This is a genomic window from Pseudomonas fluorescens (assembly GCF_018614775.1).
GTDB lineage: Bacteria > Pseudomonadota > Gammaproteobacteria > Pseudomonadales > Pseudomonadaceae > Aquipseudomonas > Aquipseudomonas fluorescens_BY.
In genome coordinates this window covers 125,574-139,882 of record NZ_JAGGOF010000010.1, presented here as the reverse complement: position 1 = coordinate 139,882, position 14,309 = coordinate 125,574, and the positions used below count along the sequence as shown (strand labels likewise).

Here is a 14,309-nt window from a genome sequence, read left to right as displayed (position 1 = left end):
CCCTAATGTGGGAGCGAGCCTGCTCGCGATGAGGGCGTGTCAGAGACATTCATGTAACAGACACACCGCAATCGCGAGCAGGCTCGCTCCCACGGGGGTTGTGCATAGCCTGGAAGCCAATCTGCACCCATGAAAAAGCCCGCAGCGACGGCGGGCTTTTTCAGCAAGCAAGAAACAGGAAATCAGATAGGGCGGCTGCCGTATTTGTTGTCAGGCTTCTTGGGCGGATCAGCGACCACGTTGGCCTCCACTTCCTGCACTTTTCCGCCCCTGGCCAGGAATTCCTCCATGGCCCGGGCGAGCGCGTCACGCTCCTTGTTCTTGGCTTCTACGCTCGGCAATTCGTCGATCGATACCGCAGCCTTGGCCTTGCCTTTGGCGGTTGGGACCGGAACGTCGGCCCCATCGTCGTCGGCAACGTCTTCAACTGCTGCTTCAAGGCCCTCTTCAGCCTCGTCTTCGTCGCCTACTTCGAGGTCGTCGTTTTCCAGATCATCGTCGCTCATGTTCTACCCCATGACTTGCGAAAAGCAGATTAGTTATAGCCCAGCTTCACCTTCTGTCGAAGGTTGCCAGAAAAAATTCAACATCCACCGGTAACCAGTGGTCATGCCCATTCACCGTACAAGGTGGCAAGGACCTTACGAGCACCGCCATGATCACGGTGCTCGCCCAGATAAACACCTTGCCAGGTCCCCAATGCCAGTCGACCTGCCGTCACCGGCAGACTGAGCTGACAACCGAGCACGCTGGCCTTGAAGTGCGCCGGGAGGTCGTCCAGGCCTTCGTCGTTGTGCTCATAGTCGGCGGTTCCTTGTGGGATCAGCCGATTGAAAAATCGTTCGAAGTCTCGACGCACCGCCGGATCGGCGTTCTCGTTGATCGTCAACGAGGCCGAGGTGTGCTGCAGCCACAGATGCAAAAGACCGACACGACATGCCCGGAGTTCAGGCAGGCCGGCGAGCAACTCGTCCGTCACCAGATGAAAGCCCCGGGGCCTTGCCCGCAGGGTGATCAGCGTCTGTTGCCACATACAGATCTCCGCACGCTCGGCGCGCATTCTAGCGCGCTCAGGAAAAAAACAAAGGGCCTAATATTCTTGCTTCGATGTAAGCCTTTGGCAGCAGAAAGTCCATGTCGCCTACACAACACAAGACGTCGGAAAAACCACGGCGCCCTGTGAGCAATGACAAATCCCAGGCAAAAAAATGCCCGGCGAACCGGGCATTTTTTATCGCGTGCGCTTACAGGTTGTAGCCACGTTCGTTGTGCTGCGCCAGGTCCAGACCCACCGCTTCTTCTTCCTCGGAGACACGCAGACCCATGACGGCGTCCAGCACCTTGAGGATGATGAAGGTGACGATGGCGGTGTAGATCACCGTAAAGCCCACGCCTTTGACTTGAATCCACACTTGCGCGCCGATGTCGGTCACGGTGCCGAAACCACCCAGGGCCGGTGCTGCGAACACACCGGTGAGGATCGCGCCGAGGATACCGCCGATGCCGTGTACGCCGAAGGCATCCAGGGAGTCGTCATAGCCAAGCTTGCGCTTGAGGGTGGTGGCGCAGAAGAAGCACACCACGCCCGCGGCCAGGCCGATGACCAGGGCGCCCATTGGGCCCACGGTGCCCGCAGCCGGAGTGATTGCAACCAGGCCCGCGACCACGCCCGAGGCGATGCCCAGCGCGCTTGGCTTGCCGTGGGTGATCCACTCGGCGAACATCCAGCCCAGCGCCGCTGCGGCGGTGGCGATCTGGGTGACCAGCATCGCCATGCCGGCGGTGCCGTTGGCGGCGACGGCGGAACCGGCGTTGAAGCCGAACCAGCCGACCCACAGCATGGCAGCGCCCATCAGGGTGTAACCGAGGTTATGCGGCGCCATCGGCGTAGTCGGGAAGCCTTTGCGCTTGCCCAGTACCAGGCACGCCACCAGGCCCGCGATACCGGCGTTGATGTGCACCACGGTGCCGCCCGCGAAATCCAGCACGCCCCAGTCCCACAACAGGCCGCCGTTACCGGACCAGACCATGTGCGCAATCGGTGCATAGACCAGGGTGAACCACACGCCCATGAAGATCAGCATGGCGGAGAATTTCATCCGCTCGGCAAATGCGCCGACGATCAGGGCCGGGGTGATGATGGCGAACGTCATCTGGAAGGTGATGAACACCGCCTCGGGAAACAGCGCCGTCGGACCGGTGATGCTCGCCGGAGTGACGCCCGCCAGGAACGCCTTGCCCAGGCCGCCGACGAAGGAGTTGAAGTTGACGACGCCCTGCTCCATGCCCGTGGTGTCGAACGCGATGCTGTAGCCATAAATGACCCACAGGACGCTGATCAGACCGGTAATGGCGAAGCACTGCATCATCACGGAAAGAAGGTTTTTCGACCGAACCATGCCGCCGTAGAACAGCGCCAGGCCGGGAATGGTCATGAACAGTACAAGGATCGTGGCAGTCAGCATCCAGGCGGTGTCGCCAGAATTGAGGACAGGGGCTGCCGCTTCTTCTGCCATGGCCAGGCCAGGCATTACGAAGGACAACAGGGCTCCTAGCCCTGCGAATTTACGCAGAGTCATATTGTTTTCTCCTGGGGCGTTGGGTTTGGCGGCTTAGATGGCGTCGGTATCGGTTTCGCCGGTACGGATGCGAATCGCCTGTTCCAGATTGACCACAAAGATCTTTCCATCACCAATCTTGCCGGTGTTGGCAGCCTTGGTGATCGCCTCGATCACTCGGTCAAGATCCTTGTCGTCAATGGCGACATCGATCTTGACCTTGGGCAGGAAATCGACCACGTACTCCGCGCCGCGATACAGCTCGGTGTGACCTTTCTGCCGGCCGAAGCCTTTGACCTCAGTAACGGTAATGCCCTGCACGCCGATCTCGGACAACGACTCGCGCACATCGTCCAACTTGAACGGCTTGATGATGGCAGTGACTAGCTTCATGAAACTTTCTCCCGAATTGGTGGACTTGCCCCAGGAAAACAAACCCGACTCAAGTCTAAGCGCAGTGCCTGGCTTTGTAACGCATCGTCGGCCCACGTGCCCGACAGGTGCCAGTTAACCGATCCTGACGAAGCTCCCCGCTTCGCCTGCTGCACTGCATTCGTCACGGCGACTGCATCAGTGCATGGGTCATGAGCCTCTAAGCAGAAACCTTGCCATCTGTGCCCAACCCCCCTGATTTCAATCCTTTACCCGCCACACCCGCGGGTGCCGCGCCGAGAACCGCAGCGATACGCACAATAATAGTGCGACACCGCCCGCCCCTGTGCGCGAAAAGCGTGCATCCCAGGCGTGCGAATTGACTATAGACACTGCGTGGTACACTGCCCGCCATCGTTTTCAGGACACCTGCCATGCTTGCGCCAAAAGACCTCCTCGACGCCTTGAGCGGCCACGCCTCCCGCCTCCTGAGCGGAGACACACCATTGCCCAAGAGCGAAATCGAAAGCCAGTTCAAGGCCCTGTTGCAAAGCGGCTTCAGCAAGCTGGACCTGGTGAGCCGGGAAGAATTCGACAGTCAGATGGTGGTGCTGGCCCGCACCCGGGCGCGGCTGGAAAGCCTGGAGGCGAAGGTGGCGGAATTGGAGGCGAGGCTTACCACAGACTGACGTCAGATAAGCGCGGCCAGCGAGGGACGCTTGCAGTCAGGTCGACCTTGTCTGGGCGCTTTAAGGCCCATGCGACGTCAAATAGTAGGAATGTCCAGTCTCTGATAGAGCTCCTGCATCTTTCCAGGAACAGTCCTACAGCTAACAGTTTATTGGCTGATTTCCGAGCTCGTTCCTCCTCATTACAGTTCTGACCTTGAACCGGGTAGAACGCTACTAATGAGAAGAAAAGGAAAGGGCACCGATCTTCGTAATCAGATACTCAAATCCGAGGCGCGGAAACTCGCCCACAGGGCGATATCAGATGACCCTGGCGCTCAAGAGGCTGGAATTCAGGGGGCAGACCTCAAACTTGAACCGATCACATCCGAAGCGATCCATGCGTGTCACTTCTGGGAGGGGAAGCTGCTCTACCCATGGCATCGCATCCCCGACTGGAAGTGCAGGGACGCCAAAGGTTTGGATATCGCGATTTGGCATCGCAAAGTACTGTGCGGTCTATGTTATGCGACTCCCAGGAAAAGCACTGTTCGCCTTAAAATCGTACTGCTTCAGGGCAGTCCGAATCCCGCTCATCCACTCCGCGGAAGGGTCGCTCCTATAGCGCTTCTAACAACAGAGTTTTACGCGAGGATGCTGGGCTGCAACCAGATTGAGATCCAAGAGCCGGCCGCAGGTGCCATCCCTTACTACCTGAAGTTGGGGTTCAGTTTCGATACGACCCAGCGCCTTGTCATTTCACTGGACGCCCCCTAAGATCGATAAAAACTCTCGGGCATGAGGTGTCGATGAAAACTCAAAAACGTAAAGCCAAGCTGATATTAGCTGCTGAATGCCATGCCGAGGCTCGCCGCTCAGTTGGTGGGATTTCTGCCAGCCAGATCCGCTTTCTGAAAGTTGCGGCGACTTGTGGCAAAGAGATGGAGCCAGCCGGTCTGCTCGCAGGCGCACGCGCCTGAAACCTTACCTGACAACGGCCGACTTCATGACGGTCCTTCTTGACGATTCACTTTCCGACCTCCGCTCTGGCCCCCAGAGGTCAGAGGCGGAAACGGCCAACCAGCGCATTGAATGACAGCGCCAGGTTGGAAAGCTCCTGGCTCGACGCGTTGGTCTGGTTCGCTCCCGCCGCGGTCTGGGTCGAGAGGTCCTGGATATTCACCAGGTTGCGATCAACCTCACGGGCAACGTGGGCCTGCTCCTCCGACGCCGTGGCGATCACCAGGTTACGGTCATTGATCTGCGAGATCCCCTCGGCGATCTGCTCCAGCGCTTCGCCAGTGGCGCGGGCGAGGCTCTGGGTCTCGGTGACCAGCGCCTGACTCTTGCCCATGGCATCGACTGCGCTGTCGGCACGGCCCTGGACGGCGTGGATCATGCTCTCGATTTCACCGGTGGACGCCTGGGTACGCGCCGCCAGGGCGCGAACCTCATCGGCCACCACAGCGAATCCACGACCCTGCTCTCCGGCGCGGGCTGCCTCGATGGCCGCGTTGAGGGCCAACAGGTTGGTTTGCTCGGCAATCCCGCGAATCACGTCCAGCACCTTGCCGATATCGCGCACTTGGACCGCAAGATCCCTGACCAACCCGGTGGACGAGGTGAGTTCCTGGGTCGCATTGTTGATCGCCTGCACCGCGTTACGCGCCTGATCGCGCCCACTGCTGGCCTGTGAGCTGGTCGATTGCGACGCTTGTGAAGTGCTCACGGCATTGCGCGCGACCTCCTCCACCGCTGACGTCATCTCGGTCACGGCCGTGGCGGCCTGTTGGATTTCGTCATTCTGCCGGGTCAATGCACGGCTGCCGTCGTCGGTGACCGCCGTCAGCTCCTCGGCGGCGGAAGCCAACTGGTCCGAGGCGCTGGCAATCTGCTGGATGGTGCTCCTCAGGCTGCCCTGCATATCGCCGAGGGCCTTGAGCAGTTGACCCGCCTCATCGCGACGATTGCTGGTGATGTGCTGCGTCAGGTCGCCCTGGGCGATACGCTCTGCACAATCGACCGCGACGGCAATCGGCCGACTGATCAGGCGGCTGATAAAAACCCCCAGCAGCAGCGCCGCGATAAAGGCGATGACGATGCCGCTGTACAGGATCGTCCTGGCCGAGGCCTCCTGACGCGCAGCGGCCTGGACGCCTTCATTGATCTGGCGGTCATTGGAATCGATCATGATGGTCAACTGGTCCATCACCTTGCGATAGGTCTTCTGCAAGTCTCCCAGCAGCAAGACGCGGCCGTTCTCCAGATCGCCCGCCGCCATCAGCGCCACGTATCGCTGCACCATGGCCTGATAGACGGGCCAGTCGAGGGCCATCTGGTCGCCAGCCAGGCGCTCGTCTTCGGCGAGGTTTCCTTTGCGGTAAGCGGCGAATGCCTGTTCGCTGGCCAGCTGATTGGCCTTCATCGACGCCAGGAACTCATCCTTCGTGCTTTGCGGGGCATTGCCGGCGGTGGCCACATACAGGCGGTACATGTCGCGCGTCTGACCAACGGCCTTGGTCTTGGTCTGCGCCGTATTGGCGACCGAGACCAGGTTATTGTTGAACACCGTTTGCAAGCGTGCCGACAAGGTGGAAACGCCGCTGACGCCAAGCATGCCCACGGCGAGCGTGATCAAGGCGCAGAGGAAAAACGAGGTGATCAGCTTGGTCGAGAATTTTGCATCGTTGAGCCAGTTCATTGGGGTCCTTATGGAGCGCCCATGGAGCGACCCCGTTGATGGGTGCATCTCCCCCTCCGGTGTAATCCAGACGAAGGAGCGACGGCTCTTCGCCACTCCGCAAATGTTATATCCCCTGAAAGTTGGCCAACAATGGACGGCACGGCATGACCGTATGGATTATTCAACGATCACGTGGCGCAACTGCTGGATTGTCGTTGATCTCGCCCACGCATACCTTCTGCGCCTTAGTCGGCGCTTGCGCAACATCCAGCCAACATTCAGCCCTTCAACGGCCGCGCCGAAGCGCATGTCCACGACTAACCTTCAAGAGCCGCAGGACGCGGCCTTCTATTTCACTCAAGGAACGACTCATGTCGCTTGCCATTGTCCACAGCCGCGCCCAGGTGGGGGTGGAGGCTCCTGCCGTTACCGTCGAAGTCCATCTGGCCAACGGCTTGCCGTCGTTGACCATGGTCGGCCTGCCCGAAGCGGCGGTGAAGGAAAGCAAGGACCGGGTGCGCAGCGCGATCATCAACTCGGGCCTGAATTTCCCGGCACGGCGCATCACCCTGAACCTGGCGCCAGCGGATCTGCCCAAGGACGGTGGGCGGTTCGACCTGGCCATTGCGCTGGGGATCCTGTCGGCCAGCGTGCAGGTGCCGACCCTGACGCTGGACGACGTGGAGTGCCTCGGCGAGTTGGCATTATCCGGCGCAGTGCGCCCGGTACGCGGGGTATTGCCGGCCGCGCTGGCGGCACGCAAGGCCGGGCGGACGCTGGTGGTGCCGCGCGACAATGCCGAGGAAGCCTGCCTGGCATCAGGCCTGAAGGTGATCGCCGTGGATCATCTGCTCGAAGCGGTCGCCCACTTCAACGGTCACACCCCGGTGGAACCCTATGTGTCCAACGGACTGCTCTGCGCCAGCAAACCCTACCCCGACCTGAATGAAGTACAAGGCCAGGTCGGCGCCAAGCGCGCGCTGCTGATCGCTGCCGCGGGGGCGCATAACCTGTTGTTCAGCGGTCCCCCCGGCACCGGCAAGACATTACTGGCGAGCCGTCTGCCAGGCTTGCTGCCACCCTTGGCCGAGAGCGAGGCCCTGGAGGTCGCGGCGATCCAGTCGGTCGCCAGTTGCGTGCCGTTGAGCCATTGGCCGCAGCGTCCGTTTCGCCAGCCGCATCACTCCGCTTCCGGGCCGGCGCTGGTCGGCGGAGGGTCCAAACCGCAACCGGGGGAAATCACCCTCGCCCACCACGGCGTGCTGTTCCTGGATGAACTGCCGGAGTTCGACCGCAAGGTGCTGGAGGTCTTGAGAGAACCGCTGGAGTCGGGGTACATCGTGGTGTCCCGCGCCCGTGACCGGGTGCGCTTTCCCGCCCGCTTCCAGTTGGTGGCGGCGATGAACCCCTGCCCCTGCGGTTACCTTGGCGAGCCCAGCGGCCGCTGTTCCTGTACACCGGACATGGTGCAGCGCTATCGCAATAAACTCTCCGGCCCATTGCTGGACCGCATCGACCTGCACTTGACCGTCGCCCGGGAAGCCACGGCGCTGAACCCCAAGCGCGAATCCGGCAGCGACACGGCCACCGTCGCCGAGCAGGTGGCCCAGGCGCGTGAGCATCAGCACCGACGCCAGGGTTGTGCCAATGCCTTCCTGGACCTGCCGGGCTTGCGTCGGCATTGCACATTATCCACAACCGACGAAGCCTGGCTGGAAACCGCCTGCGAACGGCTGACCTTGTCCCTGCGCGCGGCCCACCGCCTGCTCAAGGTCGCCCGGACGCTGGCGGACCTGGAGCAAGCGCAAAGTATCCGCCGTGAGCACCTGGCTGAAGCGTTGCAGTATCGGCCGGCTAGCGCTTGAACCGGATCATGGCTTGGTCAGGTCCACCAGCGGCGTTTCCCGCACCTCGGTCTTTTGCCCGTTCTGGATGCTATCGATGCGTTTGAGCGCTTTATCCACAGCGCCCTTGTCCGCCAACAGGCTGTAGTGGATCTGGAACTGTTTGTGCTCTTTCGGCCCGATAGTCGGCACCAGGCCCAGAGGGCGCTGGTACCGGCGGTTATAGGAAAAACTGGTGCCCGGCTCCAGCCCGGTCACGTAGCCCTGGCCTTGGGTGTCGGTGTTTTTCCACAGGGAAAATACCGGCAGCGTGGCGGTGTTGAAGCCCACCGAGACCCCGAGGCTACCGGCCTTGTTGTGCAGCACGGTCAGCGTGTCGCCCTTGGCGTCGGCATACGGCACGACGTTATAGACGGTCTCGTCGTAGTCCTTGGTCGGGGCCCGGTAGGTTTGCCAATCGGCCAGGTCGCCCTTGGCCTTGTCATTGAACGGCGAGACCTGCTTCACCGGTGCCGCGAACCGCGCGCCCTGTTCCAGGAACGGCGTACTGAAATTGCTGTGGTAGAGGGCCTGGTATTCCTTCGGATAATCGCCGTTGTTGGTCAGCGTGTCGTTGAGCGCGAAAGTCACGCTGCCCGGCTCGGTGACCAGTTCGGTCTGCACCGAGAAATCGACTTTCTTGAACGCCTGCTCTTTCAACTCGCCTCGCAGGGTGATGGCGTAGGGAGGTTTTTCATCGATGTGCAACGTGACCTTGTTGGCCGGAATGTTGGCAGCGCGACCGTGCAGGGTCAGCAACTCGCCGTTGTCCATGCCGGGATGGCCAACCCATTCGTAGCCGCAGCGGGTTACCAGCTCGTTGAAACCTTCGAGCCAACCCAATCCGCCGCGGCCATTGAGTTCAATGAAGGCCGGATTGACGACTTCCTTGACCGGCGAATCCCAGCCCATGCGTACGCTGCCGACCGATGCCTGCAGCACATTCATGCCTCGGGTCGGGACGACGGAAAGCTTCAGGGTGCCGTTATCGATATCGACAACGCTGACGCCTTCCTGGCGGCCGCCGTGCAGGGTGCGCATCGTCACGGAAAAAGGCTTGTCGGTTTTCACGCCCAGTTGCTGGCTGGTGATTTGCCAGGGCTGAGCCGCTTTGTCGGTGTCCAGCAGGACGTAATCCCAAGCCATGGCGTGGGAGGCAGCGCCCAGGGCGCCAAGGGTAACGAGGAGTTTGAGCGGAGTCATGGACTTGGCCTTTTATTGGAGTTGTGCGGTTTTTATAGTCCTGAAGAAACGTTTCAGCAAGCTTAAAAACGGCAATTACTCTAAAAAAAGGAAACGCAGGAGGGATGGCCGAAATTTTGCGATCGAACACAAAACCCCGTGGGAGCGAGCCTGCTCGCGAGGCGTCGGCACTGCCAACCACCGTGCAAGTTGAACCACCGCCATCGCGAGCAGGCTCGCTCCCACACTGACCGAGCTGGCCGGACGCTTTGTGATCGGACACAAAACAGTGTGGGGGTAAGCCTGGTCGCGGCGGTTGCAGAAGCCTCAGCGGAACCGATCAACCTCTTGGCGCAGGTCTTGGGCCAATTTTTCCAGTTCCTTGGCCGTGAGCGCCAGGTTCGAGACGACTTGGCGTTGTTCGCTGTTCGCCATGGCGATGCTCTGTAAGTTGCTGCTGAGCAGGGTCGCGGTGCTGCTCTGTTCCTGGGTGGCAGTGGTGATCGCGGCGAATTGCTGGCCGGCGGAGCGGCTTTGCTCGTCGATCCGCGCCAGGGCCGAGGCCACGTTGGCGTTACGCGACAGGCCTTCCTGCATCAGCAGGTTGCCTTGCTCCATGGTGCTGATGGCGTTGCCGGTTTCTTGCTGAATGCTATTGATCATGCCGGAAATCTCGTCAGTGGCCTGACGGGTACGGGACGCCAGGCTGCGGACCTCATCCGCCACCACAGCGAAACCACGGCCCTGCTCACCGGCACGCGCAGCCTCGATGGCAGCGTTCAGCGCCAGCAGGTTGGTCTGTTCGGCGATCGAGGTGATCACGCCCACAATGCCGCCGATTTCCTGGGAACGCTGGCCCAAGGTGTTGATCACCGTGGCCGTGCTGTTCAGCGCGCCGGCAATCTGCTCCAGGGACGACGATGCTTCATCCATCGAAGTCCGACCGATCCGCGTCTGTTGGGCGTTTTCCTGGGCCAGGCGCTCGGTATTGCCCATGTTGTCGGCAATGTTCAACGACGTCGCGCTGAACTCTTCCACTGCGCCGGCCATGCTGGTGATTTCACCGGACTGCTGCTCCATTCCCTCATACGCACCACTGGACAACCCCGACAGGGCCTGGGCACGGCTGTTGACCTCCTGGGCGGCCTTGCGGATGTGCTCGACCATGGTCGACAGTGCCTGGCTCATCTGGTTGAAGGCACGGGACAGCTGGCCGATTTCGTCATGGCTCGACACGTTCAGGCGCACGCTCAGGTCGCCGGCGCCCAAGGCTTCGGCCTGACGCACCAGATCGCCCAAAGGTGCCAGCTTGCTGCGCAGCAGCCACATCGCTGCGCCCACCGCCAGCAGCATCGCCAGCAGGCTGCCGATCGCCAGTTGCGTACCGACGCTCCAGGTCACTTCGCGGATCTCGGCCTTCGGCATGCTCGCCACCACCGCCCACGGTCCACCCTCGAACGGTACGGCGACGCTGTAGAAATCTTCGGCAGTGTCGCTCCAGAACGCGCCCTTACCCGGTTCCTTGACCAGGCCGACGACCGTGGTGACGGCGGCATCAAGGGCCTGGACGCCCGCCGGTGGCACCAGCCATTTGCTTTGCTCATCCAGCAGGGCCAGCGAGCCGGTCTTGCCGATACGGAAGCGCTTGAGGTTTTCGAACTGCGCATTTTGCGCGTCGGTGTAGTCGAAACCCACGTACAGCGCGGCGATGATCTTGCCGCTGCTGTCGCGCACAGGGCTGTACTGAGTCATGTAGTAACGGCCGAACAGCAAGACGCGACCGATGTAGCTCTGCCCACTCATCAAACGGGCGTAAGCCGGACTGGCATGGTCGAGCACGGTGCCGATGGCTCGCGAACCATCCTGCTTGGCCACCGACGTACTGACACGGATGAAATCGTCGCCGCTGCGCACGAATACCGTGGCGGTTCCGGCGGTCATCTGCTTGAACTCGTCAACTTCCTTGAAGTTGTTGTTCAGCACTTCGCCGCCCAGGTCCAGGCCAGGGGTCTGCACACCTGCCACGACAACCGGCTGGTCCGGGTGCACGATCAGGCCCGCGCTGAAACGCTTTTCGAACAGGCCGGCCAAGCGCTGGGTGCTCTCACGCAAGGTACCGTGGAAGGTATTGAGCTGATCGGCCATCAGACGCGCTTCGCTGGCCAGGTGCTCTTCACGGGTGGCAAGGTTGGCGGAGTCCAGCGAGCGGAGGGCGAAGACGGTACTGCCGGAGATCACGACCGCCAGTATCACGGCGAGGGCAAGGCCCAGCTGTGAGGCGATCCGGGCACGGGGTTGGGACATGACGGCTCCTGGCCGAGACACCGGATCATCCTGATCACGTCGCACGCTCGGCATTTTATCCAAGGGAAGGTAGGTGTGTGCCCTTCTGAACGAGGGTTCCATGGTGACGGATTCGGCAGCACAGCCGAATACTTGAACGGTCAGGAAGAAAATAATATTAAGTGGCTAGTACACACACTGCAACGTTTCAGCCAAGCCGTTCCACCATTGGCAATTGCATTGCCTTGACCTCGCCCTGCAGAAAGTCACTGAGCCGGCGCAAACGCTCACCACCCGGACGGGTTTTCGGCCATACCAGGTAATAGTGCTCACCGCTGGCGACGGCGGTCGGCCAGGGCAGGCTCAAGCGCCCCTGGGCGACATCCTCGGCCACCATCAGCAGGTCGCCCATCGAGACACCGTAACCCCGCGCCGCAGCAATCATGCCCAGCTCCAGCGTGTCGAACACCTGCCCGCCCTTGAGCGAGACCTGGTCGGACAAGCCCATGCGCTCCAGCCAACTGCGCCAGTCGCGGCGATCCGGCGTCGGGTGGAGCAGTTCGGCATTGGCCAGTCGCTGCGCATCCCAGGGTTGGTCGTTCAACAGGTTGGGCGCGCCCACCGGGATCAGCTCCTCGGGGAACAGGAAACTGGCCTCCCAATCCGCGGGAAAATGTCCATTACCCAGCAACACCGCGCAATCGAAGGGTTCGATGTTGAAGTCCACGGAATCGATGTCCATCCAGGCGCTGGTCAACTGCACTTCGTTGCCAGGCTGCAAATGCCGGAAGCGACTCAAGCGCGCCAACAACCAGCGCATGGTCAGGGTCGAAGGTGCCTTCATGCGCAGGATGCCATCTTCCCCGTGCAAGGTATGACACGCCCGTTCCAAGGCCATGAAGCCGTCACGCACGCCGGGTAGCAGCAAGCGCGCGGCTTCGGTCAGTTGCAGGTTGCGCCCGCTGCGATGAAACAAGCGACAGCCAAAGTGCTCTTCCAGCGTTCGGATATGCCGGCTGACCGCACTCTGGGTAATCGACAACTCTTCAGCGGCCCGGGTGAACGAGCTATACCGTGCCGCCGCTTCGAATGCCCGCAGCGCATAAAGAGGAGGAAGACGACGTGACATCAGCAAAGCTCCCATAGCAATGGACGGACCCTACCAGAAGTTCAGCTGCATGAGTTTTAATCATGCCAGCGATCGCTATTATCCTTTTGTGCCCATCGCCACGAGGGCCGAGAATCGTCGCTTTACTGCCTCGTCTGAACAAGGAGCGTGATGATCATGAAGCATCCGGTGCGGACCGAACTCGGGGCCATCCTGCGGTTGGCGGGACCGCTGATTGCCTCACAATTGGCGCACATGCTGATGGTGCTGACCGACACCGTGATGATGGCGCGCCTGAGCCCCGAAGCACTCGCTGGAGGCGGGCTCGGGGCGGCCAGTTATTCGTTCGTGTCGATTTTCTGCATCGGCGTGATCGCGGCGGTGGGCACGTTGGTGGCGATCCGCCAAGGCGCCGGAGACGTTGAAGGTGCCACCCGGTTGACTCAGGCGGGGCTATGGCTGGCGTGGCTGATGGCGCTGGTGGCCGGTTTATTGATGTGGAATCTCAAGCCGGTCTTGCTGCTGTTCGGCCAGACGGAAACCAACGTCCAGTCCGCCGGCCAATTCCTGCTGGCGCTGCCGTTCGCCCTGCCCGGCTACTTGAGCTTCATGGCCCTGCGCGGCTTCACCAGCGCCATCGGCCGGGCCACGCCGGTCATGGTGATCAGCCTCGGCGGTACGGTGGCCAACTTCCTGCTCAATTACGCGCTCATTACCGGCCTGTTCGGCCTGCCGAAACTCGGCCTGATGGGCATCGGCCTGGTCACGGCCATCGTCGCCAACTGCATGGCCCTGGCGCTGGCCTGGCACATTTACCGGCACCCGGCGTACCGGGCCTATCCGCTGCTGGACGGCCTGTCCCGGCCCAACCGTCAATACGTCAAGGAACTGTGGCGCCTGGGCCTGCCCATTGGTGGTACTTACGCGGTGGAAGTCGGGCTGTTCGCGTTTGCCGCGCTGTGCATGGGTACCATGGGCAGCACACCGCTGGCGGCCCACCAGATTGCCCTGCAGATCGTCTCGGTGGCGTTCATGGTCCCGGCAGGCATGTCCTACGCCATCACCATGCGCATCGGTCAGCACTATGGCGCCGGGCAATTGCCGATGGCGCGCCTGGCCGGACGGGTCGGGATCGGCTTTGGCGGGGCCACGATGCTGGCGTTCGCCATGGTGTTCTGGCTGCTCCCCCATGAATTGATCGGTCTGTTCCTTGACCACAAGGATCCGGCGTTTCGCGACGTGATCAACCTGGCCGTGAGCCTGCTGGCCGTGGCCGCATGGTTCGAGCTGTTCGACGGCACGCAAACCATCGCCATGGGCTGCATACGCGGTCTCAAGGACGCCAAGACCACCTTCTTGGTCGGCCTGGGCTGCTATTGGCTGATCGGCGCGCCGGCGGCCTGGTGGATGGCCTTCCACCTGAACTGGGGCGCGACCGGTGTCTGGTGGGGCCTGGCCCTGGGGCTGGCTTGCGCGGCCGTGAGCCTGACGCTGGCATTCGAGTGGAAGATGAAACGGATGATCAGGCGCGAGCCGGGGCGGCGGGGTTTCGCCGTCATCCAGGCCGAGTGA

The 14,309-nt window shown here is 61.5% G+C and carries 12 protein-coding genes and 1 pseudogene; 4 read left to right on the top strand and 9 right to left on the bottom strand.

Annotated elements, in window-relative coordinates:
• Nucleotides 1–182 precede the first annotated feature (182 nt).
• The 4 genes from sutA to glnK form a co-directional block, all read right to left on the bottom strand.
• A complete protein-coding gene (gene sutA / locus J7E36_RS03115) occupies nucleotides 183–506 on the bottom strand; it encodes a transcriptional regulator SutA (protein ID WP_214999761.1) in 324 nt (107 codons plus the stop codon).
• A 101-nt stretch (nucleotides 507–607) separates the two neighbouring features.
• Complete coding sequence (locus tag J7E36_RS03110; RefSeq protein WP_214999759.1) at nucleotides 608–1,033, bottom strand: secondary thiamine-phosphate synthase enzyme YjbQ; 426 nt, start codon at nucleotides 1,031–1,033, stop codon at nucleotides 608–610.
• Between the two features lie 211 nt (nucleotides 1,034–1,244).
• The gene (locus J7E36_RS03105; protein ID WP_214999757.1) at nucleotides 1,245–2,579 is read right to left on the bottom strand and encodes an ammonium transporter; all 1,335 of its coding nucleotides are present in this window, start codon (nucleotides 2,577–2,579) and stop codon (nucleotides 1,245–1,247) included.
• A gap of 33 nt (nucleotides 2,580–2,612) precedes the next feature.
• Nucleotides 2,613–2,951, bottom strand: a complete 339-nt coding sequence (gene glnK, locus J7E36_RS03100; protein ID WP_002555808.1) for a P-II family nitrogen regulator — start codon at nucleotides 2,949–2,951, stop codon at nucleotides 2,613–2,615.
• 413 nt (nucleotides 2,952–3,364) lie between these two features.
• On the opposite strand from glnK, the gene J7E36_RS03095 reads away from it, so the two are divergent.
• Both J7E36_RS03095 and J7E36_RS03090 read left to right on the top strand, forming a co-directional pair.
• A complete protein-coding gene (locus tag J7E36_RS03095) occupies nucleotides 3,365–3,619 on the top strand; it encodes an accessory factor UbiK family protein (protein ID WP_214999755.1) in 255 nt (84 codons plus the stop codon).
• 788 nt (nucleotides 3,620–4,407) lie between these two features.
• Nucleotides 4,408–4,578 (top strand): hypothetical protein, encoded by a 171-nt coding sequence (locus J7E36_RS03090; RefSeq protein ID WP_214999753.1) that lies wholly within the window; start codon nucleotides 4,408–4,410, stop codon nucleotides 4,576–4,578.
• An 80-nt stretch (nucleotides 4,579–4,658) separates the two neighbouring features.
• Here the strand turns inward: J7E36_RS03090 and J7E36_RS03085 are convergent, their stop codons facing one another.
• Nucleotides 4,659–6,299 (bottom strand): methyl-accepting chemotaxis protein, encoded by a 1,641-nt coding sequence (locus J7E36_RS03085; protein ID WP_214999752.1) that lies wholly within the window; start codon nucleotides 6,297–6,299, stop codon nucleotides 4,659–4,661.
• A 353-nt stretch (nucleotides 6,300–6,652) separates the two neighbouring features.
• On the opposite strand from J7E36_RS03085, the gene J7E36_RS03080 reads away from it, so the two are divergent.
• Nucleotides 6,653–8,146, top strand: a complete 1,494-nt coding sequence (locus J7E36_RS03080) for a YifB family Mg chelatase-like AAA ATPase (protein WP_214999750.1) — start codon at nucleotides 6,653–6,655, stop codon at nucleotides 8,144–8,146.
• A gap of 6 nt (nucleotides 8,147–8,152) precedes the next feature.
• Here J7E36_RS03080 and J7E36_RS03075 read toward each other — a convergent pair whose 3' ends face one another.
• From J7E36_RS03075 to J7E36_RS03065, 4 genes and pseudogenes are all read right to left on the bottom strand, one after another.
• Nucleotides 8,153–9,367, bottom strand: coding sequence for an aldose 1-epimerase family protein (locus tag J7E36_RS03075; protein WP_214999748.1), 1,215 nt, complete (start codon nucleotides 9,365–9,367; stop codon nucleotides 8,153–8,155).
• A gap of 306 nt (nucleotides 9,368–9,673) precedes the next feature.
• Nucleotides 9,674–10,396: a methyl-accepting chemotaxis protein gene (locus J7E36_RS25460; protein WP_369811651.1), complete on the bottom strand. Its 723-nt coding sequence runs from the start codon at nucleotides 10,394–10,396 to the stop codon at nucleotides 9,674–9,676.
• Between the two features lie 180 nt (nucleotides 10,397–10,576).
• A pseudogene (locus J7E36_RS25455) lies at nucleotides 10,577–11,491 on the bottom strand (Cache 3/Cache 2 fusion domain-containing protein); the annotation flags it as partial.
• 346 nt (nucleotides 11,492–11,837) lie between these two features.
• On the bottom strand, nucleotides 11,838–12,758 hold the full coding sequence (locus J7E36_RS03065; protein ID WP_214999744.1) for a LysR substrate-binding domain-containing protein: 921 nt from the start codon (nucleotides 12,756–12,758) through the stop codon (nucleotides 11,838–11,840).
• Between the two features lie 156 nt (nucleotides 12,759–12,914).
• Between J7E36_RS03065 and J7E36_RS03060 the strand changes: the two genes are divergently transcribed.
• Nucleotides 12,915–14,309, top strand: coding sequence for a NorM family multidrug efflux MATE transporter (locus J7E36_RS03060; protein WP_214999743.1), 1,395 nt, complete (start codon nucleotides 12,915–12,917; stop codon nucleotides 14,307–14,309).

Bases quoted from the DNA above. Each gene is read 5' to 3' on its own strand.
- J7E36_RS25460 (WP_369811651.1), bottom strand. From the start codon at position 10,396: ATGGCCGGCGCAGTGGAAGAGTTCAGCGCGACGTCGTTGAACATTGCC.
- J7E36_RS03075 (WP_214999748.1), bottom strand. From the start codon at position 9,367: ATGACTCCGCTCAAACTCCTCGTTACCCTTGGCGCCCTGGGCGCTGCC.
- J7E36_RS03060 (WP_214999743.1), top strand. From the start codon at position 12,915: ATGAAGCATCCGGTGCGGACCGAACTCGGGGCCATCCTGCGGTTGGCG.
- J7E36_RS03095 (WP_214999755.1), top strand. From the start codon at position 3,365: ATGCTTGCGCCAAAAGACCTCCTCGACGCCTTGAGCGGCCACGCCTCC.
- J7E36_RS03080 (WP_214999750.1), top strand. From the start codon at position 6,653: ATGTCGCTTGCCATTGTCCACAGCCGCGCCCAGGTGGGGGTGGAGGCT.
- sutA (WP_214999761.1), bottom strand. From the start codon at position 506: ATGAGCGACGATGATCTGGAAAACGACGACCTCGAAGTAGGCGACGAA.
- J7E36_RS03085 (WP_214999752.1), bottom strand. From the start codon at position 6,299: ATGAACTGGCTCAACGATGCAAAATTCTCGACCAAGCTGATCACCTCG.
- J7E36_RS03105 (WP_214999757.1), bottom strand. From the start codon at position 2,579: ATGACTCTGCGTAAATTCGCAGGGCTAGGAGCCCTGTTGTCCTTCGTA.
- J7E36_RS03065 (WP_214999744.1), bottom strand. From the start codon at position 12,758: ATGTCACGTCGTCTTCCTCCTCTTTATGCGCTGCGGGCATTCGAAGCG.
- glnK (WP_002555808.1), bottom strand. From the start codon at position 2,951: ATGAAGCTAGTCACTGCCATCATCAAGCCGTTCAAGTTGGACGATGTG.
- J7E36_RS03090 (WP_214999753.1), top strand. From the start codon at position 4,408: ATGAAAACTCAAAAACGTAAAGCCAAGCTGATATTAGCTGCTGAATGC.
- J7E36_RS03110 (WP_214999759.1), bottom strand. From the start codon at position 1,033: ATGTGGCAACAGACGCTGATCACCCTGCGGGCAAGGCCCCGGGGCTTT.